This is a genomic window from Pedobacter sp. GR22-6 (genome assembly GCF_037402555.1).
Classification (GTDB): Bacteria; Bacteroidota; Bacteroidia; order Sphingobacteriales; family Sphingobacteriaceae; genus Pedobacter.
Genome location: NZ_JBBEUC010000003.1, coordinates 404581 through 421646, shown reverse-complemented (window position 1 = coordinate 421646; position 17066 = coordinate 404581). Strand labels below are relative to the sequence as shown.

The following is a 17066-nucleotide window of genomic DNA, read 5'->3' as shown; positions in this document are numbered from 1 at the left end:
TTACCATTATCCTGATGATAACAGTCATTATAAAAATAAACCCGGACAGCATCAATTTGGTAATAGGATATATCATTAAAATGATATGCAAACACGGCTCCCCCAGCCGAAATTTGTAGCATGAAACGCCATTACATGAATCAAGTTTTCCAGGGCCCCGATCTAATTCCGGGCCTGGCCTGTATGCTCCTGATGATTCAAGCTTATCTGATCGCTCCGCTAACCCCCAGCTTGGAAAAAGATTTCAATTCTTCTTTGATACACATGGCTGTACCTGCATTTGCAATTCCTTTTGCCATCGCCGCGGCTGCAATGGTCTTCCTAAAGCCGGCTGTCGACCTCCGAAAGTGCATCTTATATGCACTTACTGCGTTGTGCATGTTTGCCTACATACTGAGCACGGCCACTTCCGCAGCTTTTTTTCTGACCATTAGGGCATTAACCGGCTTTGGCACTGGCATTATGCTTCCATCGGCATTAACCCTGGCCCTGAGGCCTTACAAGCGAAAGCGCTCGCTGGATTACATGGTCCTGATCATTTTTGCATTGGCTACGGGCATGACTTTCGGCCCCAGTTTGGGTGGCTGGTTAAATGGCTTTATTGGCTGGCGATACCTCTATCTGTCCACCGGCGCGCTTGCCGCATTGCTTTTCTTTATTTATTTCCATAAAGAGGGTCAGGAACGCTGGGAAGCAATAAGGCCCGTTCAATCAAAAACCCCCACAAAATCAACCTCAAACTGGAAAAGGGGCTATAGCTATAGCTTTGCATATTTAACAGGTGTGTTTCATTCCGGGGTATTTGTCTGGATCAGTCATTATTTTACTACACGCTATGAGCTGGATGAATTTCATATCGCGACTGATCTGTTCATTTTCGGCCTGCCCGGTTTCCTGGCCAGCTTACTGATCTACCATTACCAGCTCGATAAAAAAGTTATCACCATCCTTTACCTTTCACTTGGATTAACGGCTAGCGGTCTCCTGGTATTGACGGGGAATTTGCCATTATGGCTTGCGGAATGCGCACTGGGCGTCATGTCGATTGGATTTGGTTGCAGCCAACCTCTGTTTATCGGTATCCTCAAACTCCCGGCGGCACATTCATCGCCAATGGAGGCCATAGCTAAAGGTACTGGAATTCTTTTCGCCGGCTACGGCAGCGGACCTTTAATGATGATTGGATTACTCGATATTAATTTGGATGTCGCAATGTTTTTCTTGATCTTTCTGATATTACTACTGGCTTATATTTCCCGTCGTGTATGGATTAAAACGACGCTTAAATAAACACTAAAATTTTAAACAGAACAAAATGATTAAAATATTTTATCCGGAAACCGGCCATGATATTACTGGCTGGAAGGAGCGATTAGATAGAACGCCCTTGAAATACGAATTCATTATAACAGACAATTCTGAGACCACGCGATTGGTCGACGGCGAAAAGGAAGTAACAGGCATACCTGCCATTGAAGCTTATTTGGAAAGTCAGGAACAATTTGTCAACGACTGGTATGAAGACCGCTGTGACAAGTATGAATTCGATCCCGATGCGGTCCCAAAGATCAAAGGCATTAACGAATAAACAAAACCTGGCAAGATGAACTACGAACAAATCGCATTTACCGACGCGGTAAAGAAATTGCAGGAATTGCATGGAAGCCGTGCAGCCTATGCAAGGATGGAGAACGGATATCATGGAGAAGAACTTACAGCGGCTGAAATTAATTTTATCAGCAGCAGGGACAGCTTCTACATGGCCAGCATCAGCCAAACAGGCTACCCTTATATACAGCATCGGGGCGGACCAAAAGGTTTCATTAAAGTGCTCGATGAGTCCACTATCGGACTGGTAGATTTCAGTGGCAACAGGCAATATATCTCTGTTGGAAATGCGGCGGATAACGCTAAAGTATCTTTGATTTTAATGGATTATCCGCAAAGGGCCAGGCTCAAGTTGTTCGCAGACATAAAGATCGTAGAGATCACGGAAGATCCGGAACTTTTTCAACGCCTTGACCCGGCAGACTATAAACACAAAGCTGAACGAATGCTCCTTTTTTCAATAAAGGGTTTCAATTGGAATTGCCCCCAACACATTACGCCCCGTTATACCCTGGATGAAATAGAAGCGGCATTCGCTGAAAGGAATGGCTATGTACAATCCCTGGAAGAAGAGATCAGGCGCTTAAAGGGCACATAATGCCTGCCCTTTTCAGGTTAGCGGCGAACAGTTCCTAACCAGGATTTCTTCCAGGTATTTGATCTCTTCCGGATAGGCTGTAGTCTTACGCTTCCCGAAATAAAGGGTGCTTTCCAGCGCTGGACTGCCCGCCCAGGCCAGCTTGACCGATTTGGCTGCGATCTCCCGATTGCATAGGAAATCGGGTACTACTGCGAACCCCTTGTTATTAGACAAACAGCGCAATATAGAACCGAAGGACGGCACAACACATTTAGGCCTGAAGCTCGGTAAAGTATCAAAACTTGCCGACCAAAAGCGTTTGAGCTGCTCCATATCGGATGCAGTCGTGTACCAAATCTGACTGGATAACCAGTCCTTCAATGCCGGCCGGTCGTCCTTCAGTAGAAGTTCTTCGAATTTTGTGGTATCTGTCTGGTTTCCACAAACAAGTACAATCCGCTCATTCGTGAATGGCTTATATTCAATGTTATGTTGCGTACCTTTTTGTGGTGTGAGGATCAGGTCTAAAGTGCCATTGTTCAGCTCCTGCAGCATTTGGCTGTGATCACCAAACTTCGTAACCAGATTGAATGGCAGGTCGGATATGTGCGCTTCAAGCATATGCTGGAAGATTTCAATGGACATTCCAATATTCACCGTTGGCTTTTCTGCCTTGGATTTCCGGTGAAAAATCTGCTCCGCCTCTTCGAGCTTGTTCATATGGTCAATGATAAAATTGTAGAGCATGGTACCCCGTTCCGTCGCGACCATTTTCCGCGTATCCCGGTCGAAAAGACGGTGACCGGCAAAAGATTCCAGTGAACTTAAGTGTAAACTAGCCCCTGGCTGAGAGATAAACAGGGCTTGTGCTGCCGCAGAGAGTGTTCCTGCTTCATAAATGACTTTAAAGGTTCTGAACCATTCTAAATTGACCATTGCTTGGATGTTTAAGGTTTTTAAATATTGCGGTATTAACCGTCGATGGGTTGTTAGGCTCCATTGAGTAATGGTATAGTCAAACATGTACCATAAACATCAAAATCAACAGCCTCAACAAAATATATTTCATCAAATTGAAAATCAAATACTTACATCTAAATTAAATGACGGATTGTATTTAAATTACAAAATCACTCCAGTATTTTCGGAGATCATAGCTCCTGGACTCTGAAAAAAATGGAGTTTCGCATTAGCAGATTGTGGCTTTATGGCTAATGTCCTCAATCAGTTTACTGCAGGTCCGGAATAGTCTTCTTTTTTGATGCCCAATTTGGCCATTCTGGATTCCAGTGTTGTTGGCTTAAGGTTTAGCAATTCTGCTGCACCACTGCTGCCGCGAATCCGGCCTGCTGTTTTTTTAAGCACGGAAATGATGTAAACCTTCTCTGTCTTCCGCTGAATGTTTTTCACATCTTCCAGGGTTTCAATACCGGCTTTTTCGGGTTGTTCTGACATCGTGCCGGTAAGGTGCTGCTTCAATTCCAATTCGGAATTCCCACAGTTGAGTATCACAGCGCGCTCCATCACATTCTCCAGCTCGCGAATGTTACCCGGCCATTGATACGCCAGCATCTTGTCGACCATAGATGCTGAGATGCCATTAAACTCTTTGTTGAAATCCCTGCAAAACTTGTGGGCAAAAAACATGATCAAAGCAACGATATCGCTCTTCCTGTCCCGCAATGGCGGTAAGGTTATTGGAAATACGTTAAGCCGATAGTAGAGATCAAGCCTGAAATTACCCGCCGCTACTTCTTTTTCCAGATTGCGGTTGGTGGCGGCTACGATACGCAAATCTACCTTTTTCGGGGCATTGCTGCCTACGTAATTAATTTCCTTCTCCTGTAAAACACGCAACAGTTTAACCTGCATATCCAAAGGCAATTCTCCTATTTCATCCAGAAAAACGGTGCCACCATCTGCCTGTTCGAACCTGCCTTTCCTTTTCTCCGTGGCGCCGGTAAAGGCTCCCTTTTCGTGGCCGAACAACTCCGATTCTATGAGTGTAGCTGGGATAGCACCGCAGTTCACTTCTATAAAAGGTCCACTTTTCCTAGATGACAGGGCATGAATGGCATGTGCAACCTTTTCTTTTCCAGTCCCGCTTTCACCAAGTATCAGCACGGAGGTATTGTAAGGCGCAACTTGCTTGGTAAGGTCCAATGCGGCAAGCAAAAGGGGATGCTGACCAATAATACCGGGGAAATTATGGACAGGTGATTTTACTGCTGAATGCATGGATTTAACGGCGGTACCCCTAAAACAACGCTTCAGAATTTCTAGTGCGGCTTTATGTTTTTCTGTATACAGGAAAGGTTCACGGTTGTGAAAGGCATAATCTACCGTAAATCCTTCGCTATTGACAACAGAGATCATGAGCGTTGAGGAGATTTTAAAACAGTTGGTCCAAACTTTCTGCAAGGGGCTGGAAGTTGAATTTTCTAACAGGATTCCTTCATGAACAGCATTACCGCTCATCTCATAACTATTTTTAACTGCCTCTGATAGTTTGCCTGCGCTCAGACCAGAAATCGTGATCAACTCTTGCTCTCCAATAAACTGATATTCATCAAATCCGGTACGTAAATATCCAAAATCAGAAAACTGGCCGGAATTTGACGGCTGACTGCCTGAAACAATAAGATCAAAAGGGATAAAATCCCGCATCACCTCGGCAACTTTCAGCAGTTTCTGCTGATCATCTGATGTATGACTAAAAACGTAAGCTAACTGTTTTTCCAGCAGATTTTTTTGTTGTGATTGTGATGCCATAACACCCCTCTGCCTGTAAATCGCAATGTCAACGGTTACCAGCAGGTCCTGCTCACGGTAAGGTTTGACCAAAAAACCGCAAGGATCTGTCGCCTTGGCCTCATCCAGTATTTTTTGACTGGGATTCCCGGATAAATAAATAAAGGCCATATTGTGCTGCTTCAGCTTCCTGGCCAACTCAATACCTCCCCGCTTTCCCTCTAACTGAACATCCAAAATGACCAGATCTGCCCCATGATTGTGCAGCAGTTCCCCGGCAGCTTCTACTGAAGAAGCAATGCCAGTCACGGTATAACCCGCCTGCAGCAATGCTGTAGGCAGCGCACCGCCTACAGCAAATTCGTCTTCGACAATAAGTATTTTTTTGTTCATATCCACTTATTCTAAATATTGACGATCATGACCGTTTCTCTATTTGCCTAAGAGCTCCGCTAACTTTTCACTCAATGCATCTCCGCGGAGGTTTTTAGCAACCACCTTACCGCTCGGATCAATCAGGTAGTTTTGGGGAATTCCCTCTATGCCGTAAAGCGCGACTACCGCACTCGTCCAGCCCTGGAGATCGGACACCTGTGTCCAGCCAAGCTGGTCATCTTTAATCGCTTTAATCCATTTGTCTCTATCTTTGGCTTCGTCCAGAGATACGGCAAATACCGTAAAACCTTTGTCCTTAAATGCATTGTAGGCCTTCAGCACATGTGGGTTCTCTGCTCTGCAAGGCCCGCACCAGCTTGCCCAGAAATCCAGCAGCACATAACCTTTACGGAAATCCTGGACTGCGATCATCTTGCCAGTGGTATCCGGCAAGGCAAACAGCGGCGCCATTTTGCCCGACTCGACTCCATTTTTTTTCTTTTCGATAGCTTTCGCAATGGCTTGTCCAACAGTGGTCTTCTTCAAATCTTCAGCAAAGAGATGGAATAGGGGTTCAACCTGAGCCAGCTCAAATGATGGCCTTTCAGTCATTGTTTTGACCAGCCACAGGCTGACCATAGACTCGCGGTGGCCTTCTATAAACGCCTTTGTTTTTTGTTCTTCGCCCCCAGGATCAGCCATGGCTTTCCTGTAAGCTGCGTATACTTTATTCTCGGCACCGCCAGTGATTACTGAAAGCCCGATCGGCTCCCCGACGGAAACATTGACCTCTCCTTGTTCCAGATAGATGCCGACGGCTCCCGGGCCACGGGGCCCGGAGCTTTTCGAACCCAGCTGATCGATCCGCAGCTGGGCTTCCCGGGCTGTTCTTATATCTGTCTTGAAAGAAAACTTAGCCCCGCTGATTTTGACGGTGTCTTCATAAAAACCGTCTTTGTGCAGATAGTACAAAAAAGCATGGTCGTTTGCTCTGGCATATTTGCTTTCTCCTGAAACTGTGCATTGGACTTGTGCATTGGATAAAAATGGCAGCAATAAGGCTGCTACCGCCCATATATTTTTTTTGATGGTCATGACTGTTTGTTAATTGAATATTTGTGGTGTAAAAATTTTCAGGCCCTCTTTAATACCCTGGGTTCTGCTGGATTTTTATGTTTTTCGCACGTTCGCTGTAGGGCACCGGAAGGATAAGCCTCGTTTGGTCAGGTATAGCGGGCCTGATACTTTTCAGGGTCTGAAAAGGCAAACGTCTAAGTGCATACCAGTCAACCCCATTTTCGCAGATGAAATTTTTCATCACTTCCTTCACGATCAGTACCTGAAGATCTGCTCCTGAAGTCGCAGCCTCAATCTCCGCAAAATTGCTCAGACCAGCATTCGCTACCACAGTTTTCAACAGGTTCTTTGCTGTAGCGAGCTCAGAATTCTGAACGGCAAGCGCCTCTGCCTGTAACAGATAGGCCTCACTTAGCCTAAAGGCGTAGCAGTTCTCAGCATTTGGTACGGGCGTAGCCAGGTTGGGATCCGGATTACCAGAGTAATACTTGGTCACTTCGTTGAGTTCACCCAGATAGTAATCATCTACGACGGTATAAACCCATTCCCGACGTGGATCATCCCGGAACAGTGAAGTCATCAATCCCGTTCCAGTATAATGAAGGCCCTGTTGGTAGGATACCAGTTTAAATTGCTGATCTGCATAAGGTTGTACTGACATCATCACTTCCTTACTGGAAAATCCTTTGGTCCAAAAAATATCCCGCTGGTTTTTCTCCAGGGCAAATGGGCTGTTTTTGATGATATCATCAGTCAGACTGATGACCTGCGCATAGTCTCCCTGAGCAGCACGGTTGATCAAAAGCCTTGCTTTCAGCAATTTGGCAACCCAGCGGTTCGCATAATAAAGCTGACTGCCTTGCAATGGCAGGTTTGATATCGCAAAGTCCAGGTCCTGCAGAATAAATGCATAGGACTCCGCTACGGTAGACTGAGCCAAATTGATGTTATTTGCGTTAACAAATTCTTTCCGCAGTAAGATGCCGTACTTGCTGTTCATGTCTTTGTATTCCGCAAAAGCGAGCAACAGTTGTGTATTGGCAAAAGCACGCAAAAACATACCCTCTGCCTGCATCTCTCGTTTACGCCCTTCGGGAATGGTACCAGCAGGCTCCAGGTTTTTTAAGAAACCATTTGCGGCATTGACCAGCAAATAATTATAAGACCAGAGCACATCCGATGCAGAATTGCGGTCATCTATTTCAAACAGTTCAAACTCACTTCCGCCACCCGAATAATCCAATGTCCCAGCCATGAAAGAATACATGACTTCATTATAGGTAATCCATCCTGTTGCAGGTACTCCGGAATAATCCTGCGTTCCGGCGGCAAACTGGTAATAAACACCATTGAGAACGGTCTGTGCGCTCTTGCTATCTACGATTACATTACCATCAACTTCTGAGGTCGTCGGGTAAACGTTCAATTGCTTTTTACAGCTGCTCAGCACTGAGGCGATGGTAAAAAACAGCATATATAGTTTCATCTTCATTTTGATACGTTTGGATGGTTAAAAAGTAGTTTTAAAGCCTATTGTAAATGATCGTACCGATGGATAATTACTCGCATCAATATACCCGCCGGTTACGCTGTAGGGATCATTTGATACTTCAGGATCCAGTCCAGGGTACCGGGTGACCGTAAATACATTCATCGCCGTGGCGAAAATACCCAGTTGACGGATGCCGGCTTTACTCATCCAGAGATTCGGAACAAACCGGTAGTTCAGCGAAAGGGTCCGCAGTTTGATAAATGATGAACTAAATACATCCAGATTCGATTTGTCGTATTGTGAACCGTACCATAGCAATGGGTGATCGGTATTTGGATTCTCGGGCGTATATCGCTCCAAAATGGATGCATTCATATTGGTATTGTTGGAAAACTGCATGCTGCTGGCATGGTCGCCCCAAATCAGGCTTCCGCCCTGTGAATAGGTGAAATACAATTGTAAATCAAGATTCTTGTAGCTAAAACCCTGGGTAAACCCACCGAAATATTTTGGCGCTGCACTTCCGATAATTACATTATAGTTCGGCAGACTTCCGTTGGTAGCGTTTTCGTTGTTTAATTCGTAAATCGGGTCTCCAATCCCCATATACGCATAGGGCTGCCTGTTGGCATAAATACCCATCTTCTTTTTATAAGCTGCCAGGTCTTCTGCAGTGCGAATCAGTCCTTTCACATTTTTACCGGTTATCAAGCCCAATGGGCGTCCCTCGATCAATGCGGTATTCCCCATGTTCAGGCCGGTAAGGTCGCCGATCTGCGACAAGCTCGCGTCGGCACTCAATTTGGTCACCATTGACTCATTGAAAGTGATGTTGAAGGATCCGTTCCACCTGAAAAAGCGCGTACGCAGGATATCGCCTGAAAGGGCGGCCTCCCAACCGGTATTCCTGATGCCCACCACGTTACTCAAGATCGAGCCATATGAACTGCTAGGCGCGAGGGGCAGGGAAATCAGCGCTCCGTTTGTCTGCTTCCTGTAATAATCGACCACCACACTTAAGCGTTCTTTAAATAAGGAAATGTCCATTCCGCCATCTGTAGAGCGGGTGCTTTCCCATTTCAGCGTTTCATTTCCCAGCTGGTTCGGAATGAGCGCACTCTGTCCCGCATAGGAATATGGACTGTAAAGTGTCCTCGACATCTGGTCGCCGATGTTCTGGTTTCCGGTTACACCATAACTTCCCCGGAATTTGATATCGCTGATCCAGGAAACATTTTTCAGGAAGTTTTCCTTTGATACTCTCCAGGCGATGGCAGCAGAAGGAAAATAGCCAAACTTATTTTCCGCACCGAATTTAGAAGAGCCATCTGCTCTTCCTGTAAAGGTAAACAGGTATTTATCGAGATATCCATAATTAGCCCTCGCAAAAAAAGAAACCAGATAAGCCTGGGGCCTGCCAGGATCATCTCCCTTGGTAAAAATCGGTCTGATTGCTGAAGACAAGTTATTCAACACGTTGTCATTGGGATAACCAGTCGCTGTTACCGAAAACATACTCATTTTCGTAGTTTCATAGGAGGTACCAATCAGCAGGTCCAGACTGTGGTTTTCATTGATTTCTTTTCGGTAGTTGAGCGTGTTTTCCAGGAGCCAGTCTGCAAACCTGCTGTTGGAATTGTTGCCTATCCCGTCATTGCTATAAGTCGCGGAGCCTAATCCGCCTACAGTGAGGTAGCTGGGTGTATACAGCCTCTGGTTATAGCTGTACATATTGAGCGATACAATACTTTTAAACTGCAGGTCGCGGGTAATATCATAAATCCCGGAAAAAGAGCCAAGCAGTGAGAACTTTTTCGCATTATTAGTGGCTGTCAGCAAAGCCAGGGGATTCATGAATGGAGATCTCCTGACACTTCCCGGAGCGGTAAAATCTGTGAGGGTACCACTTGCTGAGTAGGGAGCAAGATCTGGTCTGGCCCTCAGGGCCTGCGCATAGGCACCGTCACCTATATTCTGATCGGTGTAGCCCAGCAGCATATTTGCGACCAGTTTAAGCCGGTTGCGGATGTCGCTTTCAATATTAAGTTTACCTGAGATGCGATTTAAATCCGTTGCCCTGACCACTCCCGGGGTCTGGTTATAGGATAGGGAAGTAAAATACCTGGAGCTGCTGCCTCCGCCCTGCATTGACAGTTCAGCATTGTGGGCAATCGGCTGCCGCGTAACCTCATCAATCCAATCGGTATTTGCCGTTCCAAAAAATGAAGCAGGATTTGCCAACAGATTGGTGATAAAGGCCCCAGGGATGATATTGAAACTCTTATAGCGGTTTGAAGCATTTCGGACGGACTCGGTAAAAAGCTCGACAAATTCCGGTCCGTTTAACAAATCGGGTTTTAGCGCAGTTTGAAGGGTAGAGGAATAACTGGCGGAGAACTGTGCCGGCTGGTCACTCTTCCCTTTTTTCGTGGTGATCACCACGACACCATTGGCGGCTTTCGAGCCATAAAGAGCCGTTGAGGATGCATCCTTAAGTATGGTGATGGATTCAATATCATCAACGTTGAGTCCGCCCAGCGTGTTCAAGCCGTTCACAAATGCCGTGGAAAGCGCAGATGTCGAGCCGCCGTTGCCGAGTAAAGGATTGTTGACGGCATTCCCCATTGGGCTGCTGATACCGTAGCCAGGTTCCTGGTATGCTGAACCTACCTGAACAGGAACCCCGTCAATCACGTAAAGTGGCTCGTTTCCGCCTAACAGCGAAGTCGAACCCCGGATCCGCATCCGCACTGCCCCGCCAGGGGTACCATCCGTCTTGGTGATCTGAACACCCGAAGCCTTACCTGCCAATGCATTATCGATGGTATTGAAAGGAACATCCTGTACGTCTTTGATGTCGATCACAGAGACGGAGCCCGTAAGGTCTTTTTTCCGAATGCTGCCGTAAGCCATGACGACCACCTGGTCAAGGTCGGTAATGTTTACATCCATATGAACGGCAAGCAGGTCTGAATCTTTGATGATCACCTCTTGAGTCTTGTACCCTATACAAGTTAATACCAGGATATCACCCTTTTCTAAGCGCTCGAGACGAAATCTCCCCTGGGCATCGGTAACCGTACTCCGCGACGTGCCTTTTACCCGTACGTTGACATTAGGAATGGGGCCTTTGGCATCGCTGACCGTACCGTTGACCGTTCGTGGCAAACTGACCATCTCTGATAGCGCATTTAGCAAGCTCTTTTCCCGAGGCTTAATCACCACATTATCCTCGACCAGTTCGAAATCCAGTGAAGTACCCTTAAGGCAGATGGAAAGCGCCTGGTCCAGGGAAACATTGGAGACCTGGATATTGACCATGCGCTCACTGACATCTTTATCCTCGTAGAAGAAGGTATAGCCGGTCTGTGCCCGGATCTGCCTGAGGACATTCACCAATGGAACTTTCCTGGCATTCAGCGAAATTTGGCTAAAGCTCTCTGCGTTTACCTGAAGCAAACTGATAAATATCAAAAATGCAGTTAGTTTCATCACTAATAATATTTTATTGTAAAACCGGCGTATACGCCAGCTTTCAAAAGGAGTTATAAATTCATTACCTTTGATCATGTTGAGTTGTAAGTTGAATAATTGACCGAATTGATTATTTATTCCAGCTTCTGGCTGGAAAAGGATGGCTCAGCATTTGCCGCGGCGGTAGTTCGAAGTACCGCTGCGGTTTTTTTGAAAAGATTTTTTTCACTGACCGCCCTTCCTGGAATGCTTTGTTTTTTAGTAGTCTTTTCTCATGTTGGTTTGTTGGTTTAGTAAGTGAATAGGTCAGTTTTAGGAAGTTGATGATCAGGAACGGACCCGGATGCTCCGGCCGTTTATTTCAAAATATACTTGATGGTAATTGAGCAGTTTCAGGGCTTTCTCCAGGCTGAGTGTCTTATGAATATCTCCGGAGAACAATCGCTCAGGCACGTCGGCCTCCACTACGATGTCTACATCATACCACAGGCTAAATACTTTCATCACTTCCTGAATGCTTGAATTCTCAAAGTGAAAAATCCCTTTCCTCCAGGCTATGGCCTCAGCCGGCTCGCTGAGCTCCCGGATGCTGATGTTCTGATCGCTGTTCCCCGCAGCAATACTTGCCTGCTGACCGGGTTTCAAAATCCTGGTCGCAACGCTGCTGGATAAGGCTATGCTCCCTGTGATCAGGGTTGTCCTGGCACGCCTGGAACCAGGATAGGCATTGACATTAAAGTGGGTACCTAAGACCGCTACCTTCTGCCCTGCAGAGCTTACTACGAAAGGCCGCGATGGCTGATGCCTCACCTCAAATTCCGCTTCCCCCGAAAGTTCCACCGCCCGCTCGGCATCTGTAAACGCTGCCGGGAAACGCAAAGATGAACCCGCGTTGAGGTAAGCCTTACTTCCATCAGGCAGCAGGACGGCAACGATACTGCCGCGAGGGGTAACGATGGAGTTCCAGCTTGGTTTTTCACCGGGCTGCGCGGTATTGGCCGCCACATATTCGATTATTCCAGATGCGGTTTTTGCGATATTCATATTGCCCTGTACAGCAACGACACCTTTGGCCGCAGCAGATAAATCAATGCGCTTTCCATTGCCCAGGATCAATACTGCTCCCTTATTACCCGGTAAAATCGTATGCACCTTACCCGTATAACGAATCATTCCCTCCTCGCGCCTGGACAGGTACAAAATCATCCCGGCAGCGCACAATATGCCGAGCGAAGCTGCCAGCCACCAGTGACGGACTCCAGGTATGAGGGATATCCTGACCGGCCTGTCCCCCATTTCCCTGGCTATTCCCGATCTGATCTTTTTTTCCATTGCCTTTAATTCTGCCGGGGAAAGGTGCGACAAGCCATCCGGCTGCTTTTCAAACATCCGGTCGTAAGCCCTCAGGAAATTTTCCTCCTCTTCTGTTGCTGTACGGTCTTGTACTTTTGATAATATTTTTAGAAAATGATCTTTCTCCATGGTGAATAGCGCCTGGCTTTTAATACATGACAAAGATCTTCCCTTATCTTCCCGATCTTTTTAAAAAAAAATTGATCTTTTCTTAAAATCTCTGGTTTTCAGCAGAATTCAGCTACAAATTTTTATACATCAGGATGAGCAGTGCCAGTAAACCAAGCGAGGACCGGAGTTTGGCAAGCGCGAGACTATTTTGATTCTGAACTGTTTTTTTAGATAGGGATAATTTCTCTGCGATTTCGTCAGTATCGAAATCTTCAAAATATTTCAATTCGAATATTTGCTGCTGTACCGGCGTCAAGCCTTTGAGCAGTGCGGTATAGGCGATTTTAAATTCCTCCCTGATCAGCTGGGCATCCGTCTGGTCAGCATGCTGACGTACGTCCGCAAGCAGTTCTGTAATTGGGGTGAACCGCTGTTCCTTAACCCGGAGATTGAATACTTTATTGCGGGCAGATGTGGCCAGATAAGCCGGTAGGTTATCGATTCTCAGTTCAGCACGCTTTTGCCAGAGCAGCAGAAAGATGTCCTGGGTAATGTCCTGGGCATGTGCCTCATGTTGCAGGCGTTTAAATGCAATACGGTATACGTCCTTCCAGTACCTTTGATACAAGGCGTCAAACGCAGCGCGCTCACCGCTTTTTAACTGCGACAGTAGCTGTGCATCGGAAATGAAGTCGCTTTTGTGGTCCATGGAGGCAATCCGGAGCTCCGGAAGCGCTAATATAATCATATCATCCTTTTTATAGCACTTATAAATTGCCTGATCGCGAAAAGCGGGGGAATTTGCGCTGATCCCAATACCTTTAAATTGCATTTGTAAAATTCAACATTTAAAATAAATCGATAATATGGAGACTAAAGAAATCAGGGGTTTAGGTATGCCCTGGGAAAAAGAGTATGGTTATGCTCAGGCATTAAAAATAGGAAAATCTGTCTGGATTTCCGGGCAGCTCGGTGCGGATGAATCGGGGAACCTGGCGGAAGGCATGGAAGCACAAATGCAGCAAACCTACCAAAACATCGAAAAGCTGTTGAAAACTTTCGATATGGGGATGGATACTGTTGTGGAGGAAACAATTTACGTGACGGATATGGAATCTGCCTTCCGGGCGAGGAAAAAACTCGGCAGGACCGCTTACCCCGATGTGATGTCAGTGCCCAGCACCATGGTTGAGATTATCGGACTTGCACTACCTGGTCAGGTTGTCGAGATCAAGGTTGAGGCACGCGCTAAAAAGAAGAAAAAAGCAGAAAAAGACAAGGTTAAAGCATGAATTAGTTTGGAGAGGTTCAGCTAAAAAATTGCCAAATGAGCTCGATGGAATATCGAGCTCATTTCATTTATTCAGGTGCAGCGCAATGCGCTTGCTTTACTTTTGTTCCTGAGCAGCCTGCTCAATAACCTTTGCTACCTTTTCAGGCTGTGAAACAAATATCAGGTGACTTCCTTTTATCTCGGTTACCTTGGTATTTGAACGTTTGTACATCGTACGCTGAATTACCGGATCAAGACTTTTATCCTCCGTGGAGAGCGCGGCATAACTGGGCTTGCTCGTCCATGCTGCTGCGGTCAGCGGTGTCACGAAAGCTTTGACATGGAAGGCCCCTTGTGAAGCATAAAGGAATTCCGCTTGTTCTTTTGGAAGGTCTGCACAGAAACCTGCATGGAACTTTTGCTGATCATAATACACTATTCCCTTTTCATCCGGCGGCAGAACCCCGTTTTCAGGAGCAGCAGGAGCAGACTGCACCCATTGGAGAACGGTCTCTCCTTTGTCCGGCTGGAACGCAGCCACATAGACCAGTGCTGCCACCTTAGGATGGTTCCCTGCTTCAGTAATCACGGCGCCACCGTAGGAATGGCCCACCAGTATTGTAGGACCATCTTGTTTGTCCAGCGCAAGTCTGGTCGTAGCAGCATCATCTTCCAGGGAAGTAAGCGGGTTTTGTACAACGGTAACTTTGTAGCCTTTTTTGCTGAGCAGTGTATAAACGGACCGCCAACCAGAACCATCTGCGAAAGCGCCGTGAACCAATACTACATTTTTAACTTTTGGCGCCTGGGCGGAAAGGGATCCCGGGATGGCCAATAAGATGACTGGCATTACAGCGGCAACGGCCATCTTTTTAATAGAAACTTTTCTTTTCATGATCTTTTGTTTAGTACCCATATGGGCTGGATTTGTAATGGCCAAATTCGCGAGTATTAATTCTGAAGCAAAATCATGCAATTGCTAACTGTCATCAGAAAAATAATTAATCAGATATCGCCCCGACTTGGGAATCAGCAGAATTTCACAGCGTATTAATTTATTGATAACTCATATGATTTAAGTGATACTTAAATTCATTTCCGAGACACCCTTCTGCCTTACATTTGACAAAGCAAGCCATTCAATCATTTTTCTTTTACTCAAAACAACAAATATGAAACCATCGACCATACTGCTAGTTATAGCTTTCCTTTTACCTTACAGCATTCATGCACAAGAGCAGGCAGATCTGATCATTACCAATGGCAAGGTCATTACGCTGAACAAGGATCAGCCATCCGCAGAAGCCCTTGCCATTGCTGGCCATAAAATCATTGCGGTGGGCAGCAATAAGCAAATCCTGAAATACAGCAATTCAAAAGCAAAGGTGATCGATGCGAAAGGAGAGACAGTCATTCCAGGCATTTATGATTCGCATCTTCATGTGATCCGCGGTGGCAGATTTTACAATGCTGAACTGAGATGGGATGGCGTAAAATCGCTCAAACGTGCTTTAACCATGCTCAGAGAACAGGCAGCCCGAACACCGGCCGATCAGTGGGTCAGGGTTGTAGGGGGATGGAGTGAGTATCAGTTTGCGGAGAAAAGACTCCCTACTTTAGCAGAAATTAACGACGCGACGGGCACTACTCCTGCTTTCATCCTGCACCTTTATGGCCAGGCTTTTTTGAATAAAGCAGGGATCCTAAAACTGGGAATTACAGGCGATACGCCAAACCCTGCCGGTGGTTTGATCCAAAAGGACCAATATGGCCAGCCAACGGGACTACTGGTGGCTGAGCCAAATGCGTTTATTCTGTATTCAACACTCGCAAAACTTCCTGAGCTGAAGCAGGAAGAGAAAATAAATTCAACCAAACAGTTTATTTCGGAACTCAATTCACTTGGCGTTACCAGTGTGATGGATGCAGGCGGAGGTTTTCAAAACTTTCCGGACGACTATGGCATCACTGACGAACTTTCTAAAAAGGCCGAACTGACTGTCAGACTCCCCTATTATCTTTTTGCACAAAAGCCCGGAACGGAACTGCAGGATTACATCAAGTGGATCAATATGGTTGAGATCGCCGAACATAGCGGAGAAAACCATTCGGACGATCATACCCTTGAATATCGTGTTCAGGGTGGCGGGGAAAACCTGGTTGCTTCCGCCGGCGATTTTGAGAACTTTATCAAACCACGCCCGGAACTCCCCGCACTAATGGAGACTCAACTCAAAGCGGTCATATCAAAACTTGTTCAAAACCGCTGGCCATTTCGCTTGCATGCCACCTATAACGAAAGCATCAGCCGCTTCCTGAATGTGATTGAGCAAGTGGACAGGGAAACTCCGCTAAATGGGCTGATCTGGTTCTTCGATCATGCGGAAACAGTGAGCGATGAAAATCTGGACAGGATCAAATTACTTGGCGGAGGATTAGCTATCCAGGACCGCATGGCCTTTCAGGCTGAGGGCTTTATCTCCAGATATGGCAAAAAAGCTGCGCTCAATACCCCTCCCGTTCGCAGGATGATGGAAAAGGGCATTAGGGTTGGCGGTGGGACTGACGGAACGAGGGTATCCAGTTACAACCCCTGGCTGGGGATTTACCAGTTTGTTACCGGGAAGTCGGTAGGCGGATTGGAATTCGCTGCAAAAGAAAACCAACTGGACAGGATTACCGCATTAAAATTATACACCCAGGGCAGTGCCTCGCTCATCCGGCAGGAACATGACCGGGGAATGCTTAAAAAGGGCTATCTCGCAGATCTGGCAATTTTATCCGCGGATTACCTGAATGTGGACGAGAATGACATTAAAGACATCAGGTCAGTGCTTACGATTTTAAATGGTAAAGTTATATACGGCTCCGGCGAATATAAAAATCTTGCTCCAGAAGTGCCAAAGGCTCTGCCAGACTGGAGTCCGGTAAATTTTTACGGAGGGTATCAATACCAATAAATACCAGCTGCT

Annotated in this window: 13 protein-coding genes; 5 read left to right on the top strand and 8 right to left on the bottom strand. The window is 46.3% G+C overall.

Going from position 1 to position 17066, the window contains the following annotated elements; genetic code table 11:
• Positions 1–135: 135 nt before the first annotated feature.
• The 3 genes from WAE59_RS15690 to WAE59_RS15680 are packed head-to-tail and all read left to right on the top strand — an operon-like array spanning position 136 to position 2206.
• Positions 136–1290 carry an MFS transporter gene (locus tag WAE59_RS15690; protein WP_337856928.1) on the top strand — a complete coding sequence of 385 codons (1155 nt, stop codon included), beginning with the start codon at positions 136–138 and terminating at the stop codon, positions 1288–1290.
• A 25-nt stretch (positions 1291–1315) separates the two neighbouring features.
• The gene (locus WAE59_RS15685) at positions 1316–1588 is read left to right on the top strand and encodes a hypothetical protein (RefSeq protein WP_337856927.1); all 273 of its coding nucleotides are present in this window, start codon (positions 1316–1318) and stop codon (positions 1586–1588) included.
• A gap of 15 nt (positions 1589–1603) precedes the next feature.
• Complete coding sequence (locus tag WAE59_RS15680) at positions 1604–2206, top strand: pyridoxamine 5'-phosphate oxidase family protein (protein WP_337856926.1); 603 nt, start codon at positions 1604–1606, stop codon at positions 2204–2206.
• 12 nt (positions 2207–2218) lie between these two features.
• On the opposite strand, the gene WAE59_RS15675 is transcribed toward WAE59_RS15680, so the two are convergent.
• The 7 genes from WAE59_RS15675 to WAE59_RS15645 form a co-directional block, all read right to left on the bottom strand.
• Positions 2219–3124: a LysR family transcriptional regulator gene (locus tag WAE59_RS15675; protein WP_337856925.1), complete on the bottom strand. Its 906-nt coding sequence runs from the start codon at positions 3122–3124 to the stop codon at positions 2219–2221.
• 288 nt (positions 3125–3412) lie between these two features.
• Complete coding sequence (locus WAE59_RS15670) at positions 3413–5332, bottom strand: sigma-54 dependent transcriptional regulator (RefSeq protein ID WP_337856924.1); 1920 nt, start codon at positions 5330–5332, stop codon at positions 3413–3415.
• A 39-nt stretch (positions 5333–5371) separates the two neighbouring features.
• Positions 5372–6409, bottom strand: coding sequence for a TlpA disulfide reductase family protein (locus WAE59_RS15665; protein WP_337856923.1), 1038 nt, complete (start codon positions 6407–6409; stop codon positions 5372–5374).
• Between the two features lie 49 nt (positions 6410–6458).
• On the bottom strand, positions 6459–7883 hold the full coding sequence (locus WAE59_RS15660) for a RagB/SusD family nutrient uptake outer membrane protein (RefSeq protein ID WP_337856922.1): 1425 nt from the start codon (positions 7881–7883) through the stop codon (positions 6459–6461).
• A gap of 18 nt (positions 7884–7901) precedes the next feature.
• Positions 7902–11375: a SusC/RagA family TonB-linked outer membrane protein gene (locus tag WAE59_RS15655; RefSeq protein ID WP_337856921.1), complete on the bottom strand. Its 3474-nt coding sequence runs from the start codon at positions 11373–11375 to the stop codon at positions 7902–7904.
• Positions 11376–11684: 309 nt separating this feature from the next.
• Positions 11685–12839, bottom strand: coding sequence for a FecR family protein (locus WAE59_RS15650; protein WP_337856920.1), 1155 nt, complete (start codon positions 12837–12839; stop codon positions 11685–11687).
• Positions 12840–12951: 112 nt separating this feature from the next.
• On the bottom strand, positions 12952–13569 hold the full coding sequence (locus tag WAE59_RS15645; RefSeq protein WP_337856919.1) for an RNA polymerase sigma factor: 618 nt from the start codon (positions 13567–13569) through the stop codon (positions 12952–12954).
• A 118-nt stretch (positions 13570–13687) separates the two neighbouring features.
• Between WAE59_RS15645 and WAE59_RS15640 the strand changes: the two genes are divergently transcribed.
• On the top strand, positions 13688–14113 hold the full coding sequence (locus WAE59_RS15640) for a Rid family hydrolase (RefSeq protein ID WP_337856918.1): 426 nt from the start codon (positions 13688–13690) through the stop codon (positions 14111–14113).
• Positions 14114–14209: 96 nt separating this feature from the next.
• On the opposite strand, the gene WAE59_RS15635 is transcribed toward WAE59_RS15640, so the two are convergent.
• Positions 14210–14989 (bottom strand): alpha/beta hydrolase, encoded by a 780-nt coding sequence (locus WAE59_RS15635; protein ID WP_337856917.1) that lies wholly within the window; start codon positions 14987–14989, stop codon positions 14210–14212.
• Between the two features lie 277 nt (positions 14990–15266).
• On the opposite strand from WAE59_RS15635, the gene WAE59_RS15630 reads away from it, so the two are divergent.
• Positions 15267–17054 carry an amidohydrolase gene (locus WAE59_RS15630; RefSeq protein WP_337856916.1) on the top strand — a complete coding sequence of 596 codons (1788 nt, stop codon included), beginning with the start codon at positions 15267–15269 and terminating at the stop codon, positions 17052–17054.
• Positions 17055–17066 lie beyond the last annotated feature (12 nt).